Genomic DNA, 17,243 nt, shown 5'->3' on the forward strand with positions numbered 1-17,243 from the left:
CTCAGCCGAGGACCGGGGAGGCGATGGCGCAGGCGGCCCGGACCTCGCTGCGCAGCGGTCCGAGCACGTCGGAGCCGGGGGACCCGGCCGCGGCGGTGTCGGCATCCCCGTCCGGCCCCGGCCCCGGCAGGGGGGTTCCGGTGCGCAGCGCCCCGGCCAGCGCGGCCAGGTCCGCCGCGATGGCGGCGACCTCGCCCGGCGGCGGCGCCGGTTCCCCGTGCTCGACCCGGACCCGGGTGGCGGTGGTGGCCTCGACCACCCGTTCCACCGCGATCACCAGCGGCCACCACGCCGCCGCCCGGGGCCCGGTCGGCGGCGGCTCGGTGAGCGCGCGCTGGAACTCGGAGCGGACCGCCGAGAGGTCCCGGTAGAGGCGGCGGCGTCGGAGCGGCCGGGCCGGTCGGTCCTGGCCGGGAGCGCCGGCGAAGGCCAGGGCCACGTACGCGGAGGCGTCCGTCACGGTGTCGGCCAGCCGGTCGCCGATCCGGGTGTGCCAGGACTCCGGCCAGCACAGGTACCCGGCGACCAGGGCGATCCCGCAGCCGATCAGCGAATCGTAGAGCCGGGGCAGGACGAGCCCGAACCCCTGGTGGTTGAGCAGGTCGGACAGCAGCAGGATGACCGGGGTGATGGCCGCCGTCTGGAACGCGTAGCCCTTGGCGGAGAAGGCCGGGATCAGCGCCGCCAGCAGCGCGACGGTCGGCACGTCCCACCAGCCGCGCGGCACCTCGGCCAGCACCGGTACGGCGATCAGCAGTCCGCCGGCCGTGCCGAGGGCGCGCAGCACGGCCCGGGAGAACACCGAGCCGAAGTCCGGCTTGAGGACGAAGGTGACGGTCAGCGCGACCCAGTAGGAGCGGGGCACCGGCAGCACCGACACCACCACCTGGGCCAGACCGATGCACAGGGCGAGCCGCAGGCCGTAGCGCCAGGACGCGCCGGAGAGCAGCGCCGCCCGGGCCGCGCGCCTGGTCCGCACCCAGGGGGCGGCGGGGCGGCCGAGTCGGTCGGGGTCGGCGGCGTGCGCGTGGTCGGGCTCGGCGCCGACGGCCGCCGCGTAGCGCAGGGCCTGGTCCAGGGCGCGTTCCGAGGGGCCGGTCGGCGGGGGCAGGTCGAGGCGGACGGCGGTGCCGGTCCGGGTGCCGTCCTCGACGCTGTCGGCGAGTGCCAGGACGGCCTCCGGCCAGGCCGACGGCAGCGGGCCGAGCCGGGCCGGGCGCAGTTTGGCGGCGGAGGTGGCCTCGACGATCGGGATCAGGGCGTTGAGGCGGGCGATCAGCCGGGTCAGCCCGGGGGAGCGGCCGTGCCGGCGGGTGCGGTGGGCGAGCAGCAGGTCGTACGAGGCGTTGAGCGACTGGGTGACGGCCTGTCGCCGTTCGTCGTGCTCGGGGGTGCCGGCGGCCCGGACGAAGGCGGCGACCGAGCGGTAGGAGGCGGCGACGGCCGCGCGTTCGGGGACACCGCCGCGCAGTGGCCAGCCGAACAGGGTGAGCAGCAGCACCACCGCCCCGCCGGCGGTGAGCAGCAGCGGTGCCGTCCACCACGGCCGGGGCATCGGCAGCCCGGCCCCGACGACGGCGTTGAGGAGGAGCAGGAGTCCGGAGACGGAGGCGACCGAGCCGATCGAGGAGATCATCCCGGAGACCAGTGCCACCAGGGTGAGGACGACGACGGCGGTCCAGTCGCGGCCGTACACCAGCGTGCCGAGGGTGACGCCGACGGCGCCGAACAGCTGGGGGACGGCGATGTTGAAGAACCGCATCCGGTAGGCGTCGGCGGTGTCGCCGATCACCCCGGACAGGGCGCCCATCGAGACCAGGGCGCCGTACGCGGGCCGCCCGGCGGCGAGGCCGACGGCCAGCGGCGCGGCGAGCGCGACCGAGGCGCGGGCCACCGCCGCCCACGGCACCGGTGCGGGGTGGGGCCGCAGCCCGGTCGTCAGCCAGGTCGGCGGCGAGAGCCGGACGCCGTGCGCGCGCTGTGCCATGGGCCCAACCTACGGCTCGCGCCGGTACGGCCCCGGGCGCGGCGCGCACGGACGGGTCGGCGCGGGTCCCGGACCGACCGCGCCGATGAGGACCGGTGAGGACCGGTCAGGCGGTGGCCGCGGCGGTGCCGGGCGCGGGCGCCGGCGCGGCGGCCGGATCGGCCGGGCGGCGGGTGGTGGGTGGTGGGGAGGTCGCGGGCCCGGCCGACGGGGGAGAGCAGGAGGACGAGCCCCGCGAGCGGCACTCCGGCCGTGGTGATCCACATGGCTGGGCGCAGCCCCACCGCGGTGCCGAGCACACCGGCGAGCAGGGCGCCCACCGGGATGGTGCCGAAGTTGAGGACGGCGGCGCTCGCGGTGATCCGGCCCAGCAGCTCGGGCGGGCAGTAGTGCTGCTGGAAGCCGGCCTTGATGACGTTGCCGGCCACCACACCGGCCGAGACCCCGAAGCCGCCCACGGCGTAGCAGAGCACGCCCGTGCCGCTCCCGGTGAGCGGGATCAGCAGGGCGAGCACGGGCAGGCCCAGCTCGAAGAGGAGCATCGCGCGGGCCGTGCCGACCCGGGAGGCGACCCGGCGGGCGGCGAAGGCGCCGAGGACACCGCCGCTGCCGGCCACCGCGACCAGCCCGCCGACGGTGCCGGGGGCGAGTCCGACCTCGCGGACCAGGAACGCGACCAGGATCGACTGGTACCCCATCAGCGCCAGGTTGGAGGTGGCGCCGTAGAGGGTGAGGGTGCGCAGCCAGCGGTCCCCGGCGACCAGTCGCAGGCCCTCGCCGATCTCGCGCCGCAGCGCGCGGTCGGTGCCGCGTCCGGTGTGCTCCGGGCCGCGTCCGGCGCGGCCCGGGTCGTGTCCGTCGTGGTTCCGGACGCGCCCGTCGCGGGCGGCTGCCGGGGTCTCGCGGTGCCGGATGCCGCTCAGACAGAGCAGCGAGACCAGGAACGTGGCCGCGTTGGCGAGCATGCCGTTGGCGGCGCCGGCGAGCTGGGCGACCAGGCCGCCGGAGCCGAGGCCGGCGATCTGGGCTGCGGAGGCACTGCCGTGCAGCTTGGCGTTGCCCTCGGGCTGGTCGGCGGGGGCGAGCAGGTCGGGCAGGTAGGCGGTGTAGGCGGTCTGGAAGAACACGGCCGAGGTGCCGGTGAGCAGGGCGACCGCCAGCAGCAGGCCGGTGCTGAGCCGTCCGGCCCAGGCGGCGGCGGGGACGGCGGTGAACAGGACGAGCGAGACGGCGGCGGACACCAGCATCACGGTCCGGCGCGGCAGGCGGTCCACCCAGACGCCGGCCGCCAGGCCCACGACCAGCCAGGGCGCCCAGGAGGCGGCGCTGAGCAGGCCGATCTGGAAGGTCGAGGCGTGCAGTTCGGAGACCGCGATGAGCGGCATCGCGACGCCGGTCACGGAGGCGCCGAACTTGCCGGCGGTCTCGCCGCACCAGAGCAGGCGGAAGTCCCGGTGACGGCGGAGCAGGCTGCGGCGGGGGGCGTCGGGCTTCATTCGGCGCTCCGGGCGTCGCCGTCGGCGCGGGCCTCGTCGGTGCGGGCGTTGCCGCTCCGGGCCGCGTCGGCGCGGGCCTCGTCGCTCCGGGCCGCGTCGGCGCGGGGGCGGCGCGGGAAGGACTGGAGCTGGACGACGATCGGCAGTGCGGCCGGGTCCGGCTCGGTGCCCGGGGCCTGGGTGTGGCGCTCGACGACGGCGAAGATCTCGTCGTTGAGCGCCTGGAGCTGGGCCGGGTTCAGCCGCAGCCGCCGCCAGTCCGAGATGGTGCCGACGTTGCGCCACTCGTCCGGCCAGTCCTCGGCGATGTAGTCGTTGACCCGGTTGAAGTACTGCTGGACCAGCTGGTGCAGATAGAGCGAGACCGCGCCGCGGCTGTCCGGGTCGTGCCGGAAGTCGGCGGTGTCGAGACGGTTGGACACCTCCACCCGGCGCCACCAGCGCTCGCGCTTGGTGCCGCGTCCGGTCTCCTCCTCGATGAACCCGTGCTCCGCGAGGTGGCGCAGGTGCCAGCTGACGGTGCCGGTGTTCTCGCCGAGCCGTTCGGCGAGCCGGGTGGCGGTCGCGGGCCCGTCGAGGTTGAGGAGCTCGAAGATCTGCATCCGCAACGGGTGCGCGAGCCCGCGCAGGCTGCGGGCGTCGAGGCGGCGCTGCGGCGGCCCGGCGGGAGCGGGCGTCGCCGCGGAGGCGGAGGTGGCGGAGCTGTCGGAGCTGTCGGGGCGCTCGGTGGTCATGTCCGCAGCCTAGATTGCAGAGGATCCTCTGCATAGAGGTATCTGCAGAGAAGTCTCTGCATCTTTCCCGTTCTTCCGAATCGCCTCCCGGGCGGTCCGATGATCTTCTAGAGTCGCGTCCGGTAGGACCGTACGACCGCACGGTGCGTCCACCCTCACGCACCGGTTCCAGGAAGAGGCAGCACGATGACCGAGCCGCAGCCGAAGCCGTTCGAGCACGTCGACGAGGACTGGCAGAGCGCCCTCGTGGTCGTCGCCCACCCCGACGACATGGAGTACGGCGGCGCCGCCGCCGTCGCCCGCTGGACCGACCAGGGCAAGAAGGTCGTCTATGTGATGGCCACCAGCGGCGAGGCCGGGATCGACAGCATGGAACCGGAGCTGTGCGGCCCGGTGCGCGAGGCCGAGCAGATCGCCTCCGCCGCCGTGGTCGGCGTCGACACCGTCGAGTTCCTCGGTCACCCGGACGGCACCGTCGAGAACGGCCTGCCGCTGCGCCGGGACATCGCCCGCGCCGTCCGCCGCCACCGCCCGGACATCGTCATCACCATCAACTTCCACGACACCTGGGGCGGGGTCTTCCTCAACCAGGCCGACCACATCGCGGTCGGCCGGGCCCTGCTCGACGGGGTGCGGGACGCGGGCAACCGCTGGATCTTCCGCGAGCTGACCGCGGAGGGTCACGAGCCCTGGAACGGCGTGCGGGCGATCTGGGTCTCCGGCTCGCCGGAGTCCGGGCACGCCGTCGACATCACCGATCACTTCGACCGGGGTGTCGCCTCGCTGGAGGAGCACAAGGCGTACCTGGCCGGCCTCGGCGGGGCGATGGCGGACGCGCGCGGCTTCCTGGAGGGCTTCGGCCGGGAGGCGGGCACCCGGCTCGGCACCCGCTTCGCCGTCCCGTTCGAGGTCTTCCCACTGGGCTGAGGCCGGGCCCCTCAGGACGCGTTCGGCGACCGACCGTCCGCGTTCGGCCGCACGCTTCCGGGCGTGCGGCCGTTCCCGCCCGGTCGGTCGCTCGCGGGCGTGCGGCGCAGGGCGAGGATGGTGAGATCGTCCCGCAGCGGGCCGTGGCTGTGGCGGCGGACGTCCTCCTCGACGGCCCCGGCGAGGGCGTCGGGGGAGCGGTCGGGAAGCTCCCGCAGCCGTCGGTCGATCGGGTAGAAGACACCCTCGGCGTCCGCGGCCTCGGTCACACCGTCGGTCACCAGCAACAGGGTGTCGCCCTCCGCCAGCTCGAACCGCTGTACGGCGCGCACCTCCCCGGCGAGCTCGGCGAGGCCGAGCGGGACCCCGGCGTCCAGCGGAACGGTCCCGGGCTCCCCGTCGCCCAGCAGATAGGGGGCGAGGTGGCCGCAGTTGACGGCCTGGACGGCGCTGCCGCCGTCCAGGCCGAACACGGTCGCCGTGACGAAGCGCTCGTCCTCGCCGCTCTGCGCCGCGTAGGCGTTGTGCCGGGTGACGGCGTTCTCCAGCGCGAGCGCCACCGCGGTGAGCGCCGGGTCGCGGAACGCCGCCTCGCGGAAGGCGCCGAGCACGGCGAAGCCCGCGCCGATCGCGGGCAGGCCCTTGCCCTGGACGTCGCCGACGAGGACCCGGGTGCCGTACGGGGTGTCGGCGATGTCGTAGAGGTCGCCGCCGACCAGGGCGTCCTCCTCGACCGGCCGGTAGCGGCCGTGCAGCAGCGCGTGCCGGGTCGGCGCGGGGAGCGGGCGCAGGAGTTGGCGCTGCAGGGCGACGGCGGTCTGCCGCATCCGGAAGAGTTCGCGGTCCCGGCGGAGGCGGCGCGCGCAGAGCAGCACGCCGACCGTCTGCGCGAGGACGACGCCGACCAGGGTCAGCGCGCGCCCGGCCACCGACGGGGTCGGGAAGACCAGGGAGCTGACCACGATCACCCCGGTCACCCAGATCGCGGCGGCGACGGTCTGGGCGAGCGTGCCCAGACCGGCCAGCAGGGCGGGTACGAAGACCAGCAGCAGGACGAGCCGCGCGCTGCTGCCGCTCACCGCCTGCGCGGCCAGCAGCAGTACGGTGGCCGCGAGCACGCCGACGGCGACGCTCCGGTTGCCGGGGGGCCGGACCTGGCCGGCCGGCGCCGAGTCCGTCGGGGTGCGGGCTCCGGTCATCCTCGCCTCCCAGCTGGTCGTTCCCAGGCTCACCGGCCGGGACGGTCCCCGCAACCGGGACCGGGCACCGGACCTCAGGAGTCCTCCGACCGCTCCCGCGCCTGCCCGCGCGCCTGCTGGCCCTCGCCCTCGCGTCGGCCCTCGCCCCCGCCCTCGTGCTCGTGCTCCCGCGCCCGGCGGCGACGACGGCGCAGCAGCTGCCGGCCGGCGAGGGCGGCGACCAGGACGCCGAGCGCGACCAGCAGCCAGAGCTGGTAGCGCACCGCCGTCCGCCACACCGTGCCGACGTTGGCACCCGCGACATGACCGACGGTCGCCCAGACCCCGACCCAGAGCGCCGCGCCGAGCACGTTGAACACCTGGAAGCGGCGCCAGGGCATGCCGGTCGTCCCGGCGATGATGCCGCTGGTCTGCCGCAGGCCGTCGACGAACCGGGCCACCGTCACCACCTTGCCGCCGTGCCGGGCGAAGAACACCTCCGCACGGGCGGCCCGTTCCGGGGTGAGCAGCACGTACCGGCCCCAGCGGTGGACGAAGGCCCGGCCGCCGGTGGCGCCGATCAGATGGCCGAGGGTGTTGCCGAGCACCGCTGCCCCGAAGGCGATCGCCACCACGGCGGCGAGGTTCAGGTGCCCGGTGCCCGCGTAGACGGCGGCCAGCACCAGCACGGTCTGACCCGGCGCGGGGACGGCGCAGTTGTCGAGCAGCACGAACAGCGCGACCAGCGCGTAGCCGTACTGCTGGAGCAGCGGCGCGAGCGCGGCGAGCGGCCCCGGCAGCTCGGGCGCGGCCTCGGCGAGGAACCGCGCCGTCCAGGGTGGGAGGGGCACGGCTCACCGCCCCGGGCCGGGCGGGCACGGGGCGGTGGGCGGTGGCGTCAGCGGGTCGCCTCGCGGGGTTCGATGTTGCAGTCCGGGCCCGGGTAGACCAGACCCTCGTGGCCGTCCTCGAAGCGGACCACGTACGGCGGCGAGCCGTCCTGGCCGCGCACCTCGACGATCTCGCCCTTCCGGTCGACCATGCCCACCGCCCGGCTGTGGATGTGGAGCTGGTCGCCTACCGCTGCGTGCATGGTCGTGCTCCTCGGGTGGGTGCGGACATCGGCGGCCGGCGGGCCGCCCGGGTCCCCGTCCGCTGTCTCCACTCTGCTGCGGGCGCGCGCGGGCCGCAACGGCGCGTCGGGACGCCGAGGGGGAGGGGTCAGCGCGGGCCGAGCTGGTCGGCCAGGTAGCACCGGATCAACCGCTTGCACTCGGTGATCATTGCCGGGTCGCCGTCCCGGTCGCCGCGGAAGGCGAGCTTGAGCACCGCGTCGGCCGCCTCCAGCGCCACCCGCAGGCCGATGGTCAGCGCGGCCGGGTCGCTCGTGCCGAACAGCTCGCCGCCGAGGGCCTGGAGCCGCAGCGCGACGGCCGTGTTGTTGTCCACCTCGGCGTCCAGCAGGTGCCGGTCGTCGTGGACGGCGCCGGCCGCGGCCGGTCCGGAGAGCCCGAAGTCCACCTGGCCGAAGCCGGGGACGGTCCGCTTCATCGCGACGAACTCGTCCACCGCGAGATCGGTGAACCCGGCGGGCCCGGTGGGGGCCTCGGTGCGCAGCCGGTCGTCGAGCCGCTGCAGATAGTGGTCGAGGTTGCGGCCGGCCAGCGCGGCGAGCAGATCCTCCTTGCCCGCGAAGAACTGGTACAGGGTGCCGATCGGCACCTGGGCGCGCTGGGCCACCTCCTTGGTGGTGAGCGCGGCGGGTCCGGCCTCGTCGAGCAGCGCGGCGCTCGCGTCCAGGATCCTCTCGTAGCGTTCCTGGCTGCGCTGCTGCACCGGCCTCCGTCGCCCGGGGCCCGTCCACCCCGCCGTCCGGTGACTCCTCGTGTCCGCGCTCATGTGGCCACTGTGCCCCATCCGCGGTTCGGCGGGCCAATCCCCGGGGCCGGGCGGGCGCGTTCTCCGGTGACGGGGAGGGGGCGGGGCGGCGACGGCGGCGGGGGCGGTGCCGGGCCCGGCTAGGCTCTCTGCGCTGATCATCAGGGGCAGGAGAGGAAGACATGGGGCAGAAGATCATCCGGTTCTCGGACCTGACCGGCAGGCACGCGGAGGACGAGGACGAGCTGGTGCGGATCGTCGTCCGCGCCCACCCGGACCTCGTCGGCGGGCCGGTCGCGATCGAGGCGCTCGCCGGGGAACTGGCCGAGGTGCGGGGGCTGGCGCTCGACCTGGTGACGATCGAGCTCCACCACCCGGACGCGGAGGAGCCGGAGACGGTGGTCATGACCGCCGAGGCTTTCGACCGGCTGGCCACGGTGACGCCGATGGCCGAGGTGCTGCGCGGTGCCGAGCGGGTGGCCGCCCGGCCGGTGCCGGCGCAGGCCGTGGGCGCCGGTGCGGGCCGGGAGCGGGTCAACTACGCGAGCCCGGAACACGCCGGCCGTCCGCACAAGGGCCGCACCACCGACGCCGAGAAGCAGCTCGTCCGGCAGCACCTGGACGAGATCAACGAGCGGCTGGCCGCCGAGGGCGTCCGCACCGTCGACCTTTCCAATCCGGAGCACGTCGCCCGGTACGGGCTGGAGGAGTTGGCAGCCGAGCGCGGCGTCACCCTCGGCTGACCCGGGCTGACCCGGGCTGACCCGGGCTGACCCGGGCGGATCCGGCCCCCGGGAGCGCGGCGTCCGCGTTCCCGGGGGCATGCCGGAATCGGGGAGGGGTGGACCGGCAAGGGGTCAACAGGCATTGACGTCTCGTCAGGCACTCCTCCGATGGGTCTCAGTGGAACGCCGGAGCCGCCCCGGTGGCCCAGTCGGCGAAGCCGCGCGGCGCGCGGCCGAGGACGTGCTCGACGTCCGGGCTCGGCGTCCGTTCGGCGGGCAGGGGCTGACCGAGGATGGCGAGGGTGCCCTCCACCACCGGCTCCGGCATGAAGGCCAGCAGCTGGGCCCGGGCCTCCTCACGGGTCTGTTCGACGAACCGCACCGGGGAGCCCAGTGCCGTGCCGATCGCCTCGGCCCGTTCGCGCGGGGTGACCGGGGCCGGGCCGGTGAGCTCGTAGGTCCGGCCGGCGTGGCCGTCCTCGCGCAGGGTGGCGGCGGCCACCGCGGCGACGTCCGCCGGGTCGACGGTGGGCAGTCCGACATCGCCGAACGGCGCGGCGGCCGTGCGGTCGGCGCGGATCGAGTCGGTCCAGGCGAAGGCGTTCGAGTTCAGGCCGCCCGAGCGCAGTACCGTCCAGTCGAGGCCGGAGTCGCGCACGGCCTCCTCGAACCCGGCGGCGTGGCGGTAGACCTCGGGCCGCGTGCCGACGCCCTGGGAGGAGAGCAGGACGACCCGGCGCACCCCGGCCGACCGGGCCAGCCGGAGGATCTCCCGCGGTTCCTCGCCGGCGACCAGCAGGAAGAGGGCGGTGGCGCCGTCGAGGGCGGGGCGCAGGCTCTCCGGGTCGGCGAGGTCCGCCGGTACGTGCCGGACGCCGGTCGGGAGCGGCCCCGGCCGACGGGAGACGGCGGTCACCCGCTCGCCGGCGTCGATCAGGGTCCGGACCAGCTCGCGGCCGACGTTCCCGGTCGCACCAGTGACAACAATCATCGTGAACCCCCATGTGGGGAGCGGAAGTTGTCCGCCCCATTCGAGTTAGTCAGTTGGCTGACTGAGAACGACAGTAGCCGACGCCGGGTCGGGCGTCTACTCTTAGTCAGGTGACTGACTCAAAGACCCCGAAGACCCCGAAGACGGCCAGGACGGCAAAGGCGACCGGGACGGCGAAGGCCGCCGGACGGGCCCCCGGCAAGCGCGAGCGGCTGGCCGCCGCCGCGGCGCGGGTGCTGCACGAGAAGGGCGTGGAGCAGACCACGCTGGCCGACATCGCCCGGGTGGCGGACGTCCCGGTCGGGAACGTCTACTACTACTTCAAGACCAAGAACGAGCTGGTCGAAGCCGCCATCCAGGCCCACGGGAGCGGCTTGGAGGAGCTGATCGCACGGCTCGACGCGCTCCCCGCCCCGAAGGAACGGCTGAAGGCGCTGCTGGCCGGCTGGGTCGGGCAGCGCGAACTCACCGCCCGGTACGGCTGTCCCACCGGCAGTCTCGCCTCGGAGCTCGACAAGCGCGCCGACGGCCTCGACGTCGCCGTCGCCGAGGTCATGCGCAGACTCCTCGACTGGGTCGAGGCGCAGTTCGCGGAGATGGGCCGGGCGGACTCCCGTGAGCTGGCGGTGGCACTGGTCGCCGCGTACCAGGGGATCTCACTGCTCACCAACACCCTGCGCGAGCCCGGGCTGATGCTGACCGAGGGGGACCGGCTGGAGCGCTGGATCGACGCGCTGGACTGATCGTCGGTGTCCGGAACCTGCCAAGTCAGGGGGTGGGGACGGGAGCGGACCGCCGGACTCCGCCCTCGACGTGCTCGAATTCTCGTCCCACCAGGAGAAACGCCGTCCGCGCCGGAACGTGTAACGCGGTGGCGTCGTGATCGCCTTCGCGTTGGTGACCTTGACCGCCTTGATTCATTGCGGCAGGATGCCCGATGGTCGGAACGCGCTTATCAGTCGCACGACCCCGTTCCTGCCTCGCTGAAAAACCCGCAGAACTGCTGCTTTTGATCGCACTTGACGACAAGGGAGCTTTGTGTGAGTTCAGCACAAGACGGTGCCGCATTGGACAAGAAGCAGTCGCTCGCGGGTATGTTGGCGCGCGCACGGGCCAAGATCACCGAAGGCCCCCGTCCGCGCCAGGACCGGAACAATGTACCGCTCTCGCATTCACAGAACACTTTGTGGTTCGTGGACCGGCTGCAGGCCGGTACGACGACCTACAACGTCGCATTCCTGTTCCGCCTGGAGGGCGATCTCGATGTCGCGGCGCTGACCGATTCCTTCGCGAGTATCGTCATGCGGCACGAGGCGCTGCGGACCCATGTGCTGGTGGAGAACGACGAGTACTTCCAGGGCATCGTCGAGGACCCCGAAATCGTGGTCGGGCGGACGGCCGTGGAATCCGTGGCCGAGGCCGAGCGGCTGATGGCCGAGCTGGCCGCGACGGAGCTCGACCTGACCGCGTTCCCGCTCTGGCGGGCCTCCCTGGTCGCGGTCGGCGAGGGCCTCCACTACTTCGGCTTCGTGGTCCACCACATCGTCTTCGACGGCGTGTCCACCTCGATCTTCTTCGAGGAGCTGGAGCAGGAGTACAACGCCCGCCGGGCCGGCGTCGAGCCCAAGGTCGAGCCTCCGACCGTGCAGTTCGCCGACTTCAGCGCCTGGCAGCGCAAGCGCATGGCCGCCGGGGCCTGGCAGGAGAGCGTGGACCACTGGGCCGGGACGCTCCGCGGCGTCGACGTCATGGACGTCCCCGGCGACCGTCCGCTCCCGCCCGAGGCGACCTACGCCGGCGCCGCCGAGGTGACCACCTGGGAGGGTCTGGCGGCCCGGGTGAACGAGCTCGCCTCCGCGCTGTCGACGACGCCGGTCACCGTTTACGCCACGGCGATGGCCGTGCTCTACAACAAATACTCGGGGTCCGAGGACATCATCTTCGGAGTGCCGACGGCCAACCGCACCGAAGTCGAATGCGAAAGGACGATCGGCTTCTTCATCAACATGCTTCCGCTGCGCTGCCGGGTCGATCCCGGGGCGACGTTCCGGGAATGTCTGGCGGACGTCCAGCGGCGATTCCGGGACGGTCAGGCGCACGGGCACCTGCCGCTTGAGGAGATCATCGCCGGGGCGGGTGTGCGGCGTGAATCCGCGCGTTCCACCCTGTTCCAGTACACGCTGACAATGAATGAATGGGCGGAGCCGCTGCGGCTCGACGGAATCACCGCGGTGGAGACCGAGCCGGAGACCACGCGCGCGAAGTTCTTCCAGTCCTGGACGGTCACCAGGAACGGCGCGGATCTGGATGTCCACACCGCGTACAACACCGATGTCTTCGACGCCGCGACCATTTCCACGATGCAGCGGGCATTCGTCGGAATCCTGCGCAGGGCCATCGCTTTTCCAAACCTTTGCATAGCGGAGGCGTGGGCCCACGACGAGGATTCCCGGGCGGTGCAGTCCGTGCTCGGAAAGGGCCGCGGGACTTCACTCCCGACCGGCAACGTGTTCACCCATTTCCGTGCCGTCGCGCAGGAGCACCCCCAGCGGCCGGCGGTGGTCACGCCCGGCGCGACCCTGACCTACGGCGAACTGCGGGACCGCGCGGAGGCGCTCCGGGCCCACTTCGCGGCCCAGGGCATCGGCCCCGGCGACCGGGTGGGCGTGGCGCTCGAACCGTCCCCCGACTTCCCGGCGACCGTCCTGGCGCTGATGGCGCTGGACGCCGTGTACGTCCCCGTCGACGCCATGAATCCGCCGGGTCGGATCGCGTCGATCCTCGACGGAGCCGCGCCGAAGCTCGTGGTCAGCGACACGACGACGGCCGGCGTGGCCCCGGGCCTGGAGTTCCCGCTGCCGCTGGACCTGCCGGTCCCGGTCCCGGCCCCGGTGGCGGCCTCCGGAGGCGGCGCCGTCGCGTACCTGATGCACACCTCGGGGAGCACGGGGACGCCGAAGGGCGTGCTCGTCACCCATGACAACATCCTGGCGTTCATCCGCAACGTCCGGACGCTGTTCGAGCTCACCCCGGAGGACCGGTTCCTCGGCTACGCGTCCTGCGGCTTCGACGTGTCGGTCTTCGAGATGTTCGGCGCGCTGCTGACGGGGGCCTCGCTGCACCTGGTGCCGGCCGCGACGCGGCTCGACCTGGCGGGTGTCCAGCGGTTCCTGGAGGAGCACCGGATCACGGTGACCGACCTGCCGCCGTCGGTGATGAAGCTGCTCGACCCGGCGCCGCTGCACGCGTTGCGGATCGTCTTCGTCGGCGGCGAGGCGTTCTCGCACGAGCTGGTCCGGGCCTGGGGCCGGGGTCGGCGGATCTTCAACGGCTACGGCGTCACCGAGTGCACCGTCACCAGCATCGTCGAGGAGCTGACGGAGCCGCTGGCACCCTCCGCCCTGCCGATGGGCGGGCCGATGGACAACCACCTCGCGTACGTGCTGGACGCCCGGAACGTCCCGGTGCCGCAGGGTGTCATCGGCCAACTGGCCATCGGCGGCGCGGGTCTGGCCGCCGGGTACTGGAACCGGGAGGAGGACAACCGGCAGCGGTTCATCCCCGACCCGGTCGGTGACGACCCCTCGGTCCGGCTCTACCTCACCGGCGACCTGGCGCGCTTCAACGGTGACGGCCGGCTGGTGTACGTCGGCCGGGCCGACAAGCAGGTCAAGATCAACGGGGTGCGGATCGAGATCGGCGAGATCGAGAGCGCCGTCCGCTCCGCCCGCGGTGTGCGCAATGTGTTCGTCCAGGTCCAGCAGGACCAGGAGCAGAAGCGGGTGGTCGCCTACTGCGCGACCGGCGGGACCGGCGAGGTCTCCGAGACGGCCCTGCGCGACCACTGCCGCAAGCTTCTGGTGTCCACCATGGTGCCGAGCCGGTTCGTGCTGCTGGACGAGCTCCCGATCAACGCCAGCGGCAAGATCGACGAGCGCGCCCTGCCGGGGGTCGACGAGGACGGCGCCGTCGAGCCGGAGCCGTCCGACCGGCTCACCGAGGTCGAACGCCGGATGCTGACCCAGGCGTTCGGCCCGATCCTCGGCCGCACCGACTTCGCGAAGAACATCAGCTTCTTCGACCTGGGCGGTACCAGCCTCCAGGCCGCCCAGCTGGTGTCCAAGATCAAGAAGATCTTCACCACCGACATCTCGCTGGCCGCCTTCTTCGCGGACTCCAGCGTGCAGGCCCTGGCGCTGGAGGTCGAACGCGCCCAGCTGGCCCGGCTGTCCCCGGAGGAGCTCCAGGCGGCCATCGAGGGGATGAGCGAAGAGGACGTCGCCCGCCTCCTGGCCGAGTGAGGGCCGGGGGGATGGGCCGCGCAACGGATCAGGAAGCGGATCGGGAGACGGGCCGGGACGGGACCGGGGACGGCGGCCGGGGCGCGGACCGCGACGGTGACCGCGACAAGGACCGTGACAAGGACCGCGATGCTGGGGGACACGTGACGCTCGACGGCGGGGAACGCCTGAACGCCCTTCTCCGGACCAGATCGGTACCCGCGGGCACGTCGAGTCTCGTCGAACTGGGCCGCTCGGCGACCCCCGGCCGGGTGGTGCTGTTCGCCCACCCGGTGGGCGGCAGCCTGCTGGCCTACCAGCCGCTGGTGCGGCGGCTGGCCGACCACCGGTGCCTCGGGCTGGACGTGACCGCCCCCGCGGTCGTCGACGCCGGTCCGGCCGGGTCGATCCAGGAGCTCGCCCGTCGGCACGTCGAGAGCTTCGGCGGGCACGGCCCCCGGATCGACGTGGTCTGCGGCTGGTCGTTCGGTGGCGCCCTCGCCTGGGAGGTCGCCTGCCTCCTCGCCGCCCGGGGGGAGCGCCCCGAGGTGGTGCTCCTCGACTCGACCTGGGCCGGCCGGGTGGTCCCGGTCTGGACGCCCGCCGAGGCCCTGCGGGGCTTCGTCCAGGACGCCCTGCAACTGGGCGGGCAGGAAGCGGGGTTCACGGCCGGAACGGCGGCGGAGGCCGCCGAGCGGCTGGACCTGGATCCGGAGGTGTTCGCGGAGCGGCTGGCCGTCTTCACCCACAACCGGCGGCTGGTCTGCGAGTGGCACCCCACCGCGGGTGACCTCGGTCTGGCGTCGGTGCGGGCGGCCGAGTCGCTCACCTCCGACTGGCGCAGCGCGACCACTGGCGGCGTGGACCTCCACGACCTGCCCGGCGACCACTACGGCCTGCTGGGCGACAGCGGCAACCTCGACGCGATCGAGCGGATCGTCCGGGAGCACCGGAGCGGCGCCGCCGCACCGGTCCCGGGCGGGCCGGGGCGGCCGGCAGAGGCGGCGGACGCGGAGACGGTGACGGAGACGGACGCGGAGACGGAGGCGGGCATGGAGGCGGACACGGAGATCGACACGGCGGCGGACACGGCCGGGACGGTGGTCCGGGCGCACGAGCCCGACCGGGCGACCGGAGCCGCCGGGGAGGCCGAGGCCGACGAGGCCGCCCTGCACGCGGCCCTGGCCGAGCTCGTGGCCACCCCGCACTGGCGCGACCTGGTGATCCGCTCCCGGCGGATGGACCCGGCCGCGATCGCCGAGGCGTACCGGGAGCTGGGCCGGCGCGGACTGCTCGCCCCGGACTGGCCGCGGGAGTTCGGCGGCGGAGGTCTGCCCACCCGGCTCGCCATCGAGCTGTTCGAGGGCTTCTGCTCGACCGGCCTGCCGGACCTCGTCCACGCGCTGACCGTGCAGATCGTCGGCAACTTCGTGCTCAAGTCCGGTTCGGAGCGGCTGAAGCGCGAACTGCTCCCGCGCCTCGCCGGTGGCGAGGAGTTCTCCACCGTCCTCTACAGCGAGCCGCGGGCCGGCAGCGACCTCGCCGCGCTCCGCACCAGGGCGGAGCGGCGGGGCGACCGCTACCTCCTCAACGGCGTCAAGGTGTTCAGCATCTACAGCGACGTTTCGGGGTCGGCGCTGGTGGCCGCCCGCACCGGCCGGGACGGGCACAAGTACGACGGCATCACGCTCTTCGTCATCGACCTGGCCGCCGACGGAGTGACCGTCGAACTGGTGGAGACGGTGCAGCGCGAGCGGATGTGCCGGGTGCGGCTGCGGGACGTCGAGGTCGAGGACTGGCGCCGGGTGGGCGAGGAGGGTCGTGGCTGGGCCCTGCTGGACGGCGCGCTGGCCATCGAGCGCACTGGCATCGACCACGTCGTCAGGGCGGCCCGCTGGCTGCGGGCGCTGCGGACGACGGCCGGCCGCCCCCCGGGGCCGGACCGGCTCGAAGGGCAGGTCGAGTGCGCCACCACGCTGGCCCGCGCGGCCACCGAGGTCTTCCTGCGGGCCGACGTCAGGGCGATCGACACCGCCGTCGCCAAGCTGTACACCAGCGAGACCTGTCAGCAGGTCGGCCACGAGGTGCTGCGGCGCTGGAGCACGGTCGGCCGCGGCCCCGGCGGTGACGGCCCGGTCCGCGACGAGCTGGTGCACGAGGAACTGTTCTCCGGCCTGACCGAGTCGCCGGGCCTCACCCTGTCCGCCGGCACCTCGGAGATGATGCTCTCCACCATCGCGGCGGACCTCAAGGAGGAGTACGAGCGGCGCTGCCTGACGATCCTGCACCGCTTCGGCGGGGACCTGGTCGACACCGTCCTGGAGGTCCTCGGGCCGGTGGGCGCCGCGGTCCGGGTGGAGCCGCTGTTCGCCCACTCGCCGGTCCGGCGCACCGCGCTCGCGGACGCCCTGGCCGAGCTCGGCCTCGACGCGCTGGAGCGGCCGGAGGAGGAGGGCGGCCTCGGGCTCGGCCTCACGGTCGGCTGCGCGATCGCGCTGGGCCTGGGCTACCTCGGGTACGAGAACGCCTACCGGTCCTGCCGCCTCCCGCTCGAACCGGCCGGAGCGGATGAACCGGCCGGAGCGGGCACGGGCGCGGCGGCCGGAGCAGCGGACGAGGACTCCCACGGCGGCTGCGCCGCCCCCGACTGTCGGTTGCGCCACGCGGCCCACGCGCTCGGCCTCGGTCTCGGGCTGTTCCGGACCGCCTGGGAACACGCCTCCGCGCGCGAGCAGTTCGACCGGAGGCTGGTCGACCTCGACGCGCTGATGTTCCCGCTGATCCGCGGCTACGCCGAGCTGAACGCCGTCGGCACCCGGCTGCACGAGCTCGCGGAGCGCGCCGCCGACGTGGACGAGGGCGAGCTCGGCCGCTTCGAGCTGGTGGCCCAGGACGCGCTGGTACGCGTCGTCCGGGCGGCGATGCAGGTCCTGGGAGCCCAGGGGATCACGGAGTGGTCGGTCGCCTCGCGCTACTACATGAAATGCGCGGAGAGTATCGGATTCCTCGACCGGGAGGCCGCGGTGGCCGCCGGATAGCCCGGACCG

Annotated in this window: 13 protein-coding genes; 5 read left to right on the forward strand and 8 right to left on the reverse strand. The window is 73.8% G+C overall.

Features of this window, described 5'->3' with window-relative positions:
- Window position 1 precedes the first annotated feature (1 nt).
- The 3 genes from ACIQ9P_RS30050 to ACIQ9P_RS30060 are packed head-to-tail and all read right to left on the reverse strand — an operon-like array spanning window position 2 to window position 4,217.
- Window positions 2–1,987, reverse strand: a complete 1,986-nt coding sequence (locus tag ACIQ9P_RS30050) for an FUSC family protein (RefSeq protein ID WP_402362951.1) — start codon at window positions 1,985–1,987, stop codon at window positions 2–4.
- Window positions 1,939–3,483: an MFS transporter gene (locus ACIQ9P_RS30055; RefSeq protein WP_402362954.1), complete on the reverse strand. Its 1,545-nt coding sequence runs from the start codon at window positions 3,481–3,483 to the stop codon at window positions 1,939–1,941. The genes ACIQ9P_RS30050 and ACIQ9P_RS30055 overlap by 49 nt, the downstream gene beginning before the upstream one ends.
- Window positions 3,480–4,217 carry an ArsR/SmtB family transcription factor gene (locus ACIQ9P_RS30060; RefSeq protein WP_402362957.1) on the reverse strand — a complete coding sequence of 246 codons (738 nt, stop codon included), beginning with the start codon at window positions 4,215–4,217 and terminating at the stop codon, window positions 3,480–3,482. Before ACIQ9P_RS30060 ends, ACIQ9P_RS30055 begins: the two co-directional genes overlap by 4 nt.
- 186 nt (window positions 4,218–4,403) lie before the next feature.
- On the opposite strand from ACIQ9P_RS30060, the gene ACIQ9P_RS30065 reads away from it, so the two are divergent.
- Window positions 4,404–5,144 (forward strand): PIG-L deacetylase family protein, encoded by a 741-nt coding sequence (locus ACIQ9P_RS30065; protein WP_402362960.1) that lies wholly within the window; start codon window positions 4,404–4,406, stop codon window positions 5,142–5,144.
- A gap of 11 nt (window positions 5,145–5,155) precedes the next feature.
- Here ACIQ9P_RS30065 and ACIQ9P_RS30070 read toward each other — a convergent pair whose 3' ends face one another.
- From ACIQ9P_RS30070 to ACIQ9P_RS30085, 4 genes are all read right to left on the reverse strand, one after another.
- The gene (locus ACIQ9P_RS30070) at window positions 5,156–6,343 is read right to left on the reverse strand and encodes a PP2C family protein-serine/threonine phosphatase (protein ID WP_402362963.1); all 1,188 of its coding nucleotides are present in this window, start codon (window positions 6,341–6,343) and stop codon (window positions 5,156–5,158) included.
- Between the two features lie 74 nt (window positions 6,344–6,417).
- Window positions 6,418–7,173 (reverse strand): DedA family protein, encoded by a 756-nt coding sequence (locus ACIQ9P_RS30075; protein ID WP_402362966.1) that lies wholly within the window; start codon window positions 7,171–7,173, stop codon window positions 6,418–6,420.
- A 47-nt stretch (window positions 7,174–7,220) separates the two neighbouring features.
- Entirely contained in the window at window positions 7,221–7,415 is a 195-nt protein-coding gene (locus tag ACIQ9P_RS30080) for a DUF1918 domain-containing protein (RefSeq protein WP_402362969.1), read from the reverse strand.
- A 128-nt stretch (window positions 7,416–7,543) separates the two neighbouring features.
- Window positions 7,544–8,221 (reverse strand): TetR/AcrR family transcriptional regulator, encoded by a 678-nt coding sequence (locus tag ACIQ9P_RS30085; protein WP_402362972.1) that lies wholly within the window; start codon window positions 8,219–8,221, stop codon window positions 7,544–7,546.
- Between the two features lie 161 nt (window positions 8,222–8,382).
- Between ACIQ9P_RS30085 and ACIQ9P_RS30090 the strand changes: the two genes are divergently transcribed.
- A complete protein-coding gene (locus ACIQ9P_RS30090) occupies window positions 8,383–8,943 on the forward strand; it encodes a hypothetical protein (RefSeq protein ID WP_402362975.1) in 561 nt (186 codons plus the stop codon).
- Between the two features lie 157 nt (window positions 8,944–9,100).
- On the opposite strand, the gene ACIQ9P_RS30095 is transcribed toward ACIQ9P_RS30090, so the two are convergent.
- Window positions 9,101–9,916: an SDR family oxidoreductase gene (locus tag ACIQ9P_RS30095; protein ID WP_402362978.1), complete on the reverse strand. Its 816-nt coding sequence runs from the start codon at window positions 9,914–9,916 to the stop codon at window positions 9,101–9,103.
- Window positions 9,917–10,026: 110 nt separating this feature from the next.
- Between ACIQ9P_RS30095 and ACIQ9P_RS30100 the strand changes: the two genes are divergently transcribed.
- The 3 genes from ACIQ9P_RS30100 to ACIQ9P_RS30110 all read left to right on the forward strand — a co-directional run bounded on the left by ACIQ9P_RS30100 (window position 10,027) and on the right by ACIQ9P_RS30110 (window position 17,234).
- Window positions 10,027–10,659 carry a TetR/AcrR family transcriptional regulator gene (locus tag ACIQ9P_RS30100; protein ID WP_402362981.1) on the forward strand — a complete coding sequence of 211 codons (633 nt, stop codon included), beginning with the start codon at window positions 10,027–10,029 and terminating at the stop codon, window positions 10,657–10,659.
- Window positions 10,660–11,010: 351 nt separating this feature from the next.
- Complete coding sequence (locus tag ACIQ9P_RS30105; protein WP_402363050.1) at window positions 11,011–14,217, forward strand: amino acid adenylation domain-containing protein; 3,207 nt, start codon at window positions 11,011–11,013, stop codon at window positions 14,215–14,217.
- Between the two features lie 143 nt (window positions 14,218–14,360).
- The gene (locus tag ACIQ9P_RS30110) at window positions 14,361–17,234 is read left to right on the forward strand and encodes an acyl-CoA dehydrogenase family protein (protein ID WP_402362984.1); all 2,874 of its coding nucleotides are present in this window, start codon (window positions 14,361–14,363) and stop codon (window positions 17,232–17,234) included.
- The last annotated feature ends 9 nt before the right edge of the window (window positions 17,235–17,243 follow it).

Origin of the sequence: Kitasatospora sp. NPDC094019 (assembly GCF_044764505.1) — a bacterium.
Taxonomy (GTDB): domain Bacteria; phylum Actinomycetota; class Actinomycetes; order Streptomycetales; family Streptomycetaceae; genus Kitasatospora.

Excerpts from the sequence above, each read along its gene's own strand:
- ACIQ9P_RS30050 (WP_402362951.1), bottom strand. The coding sequence starts at position 1,987 with ATGGCACAGCGCGCGCACGGCGTCCGGCTCTCGCCGCCGACCTGGCTG.
- ACIQ9P_RS30055 (WP_402362954.1), bottom strand. The coding sequence starts at position 3,483 with ATGAAGCCCGACGCCCCCCGCCGCAGCCTGCTCCGCCGTCACCGGGAC.
- ACIQ9P_RS30060 (WP_402362957.1), bottom strand. The coding sequence starts at position 4,217 with ATGACCACCGAGCGCCCCGACAGCTCCGACAGCTCCGCCACCTCCGCC.
- ACIQ9P_RS30065 (WP_402362960.1), top strand. The coding sequence starts at position 4,404 with ATGACCGAGCCGCAGCCGAAGCCGTTCGAGCACGTCGACGAGGACTGG.
- ACIQ9P_RS30070 (WP_402362963.1), bottom strand. The coding sequence starts at position 6,343 with ATGACCGGAGCCCGCACCCCGACGGACTCGGCGCCGGCCGGCCAGGTC.
- ACIQ9P_RS30080 (WP_402362969.1), bottom strand. The coding sequence starts at position 7,415 with ATGCACGCAGCGGTAGGCGACCAGCTCCACATCCACAGCCGGGCGGTG.
- ACIQ9P_RS30085 (WP_402362972.1), bottom strand. The coding sequence starts at position 8,221 with ATGAGCGCGGACACGAGGAGTCACCGGACGGCGGGGTGGACGGGCCCC.
- ACIQ9P_RS30090 (WP_402362975.1), top strand. The coding sequence starts at position 8,383 with ATGGGGCAGAAGATCATCCGGTTCTCGGACCTGACCGGCAGGCACGCG.
- ACIQ9P_RS30095 (WP_402362978.1), bottom strand. The coding sequence starts at position 9,916 with ATGATTGTTGTCACTGGTGCGACCGGGAACGTCGGCCGCGAGCTGGTC.
- ACIQ9P_RS30105 (WP_402363050.1), top strand. The coding sequence starts at position 11,011 with ATGTTGGCGCGCGCACGGGCCAAGATCACCGAAGGCCCCCGTCCGCGC.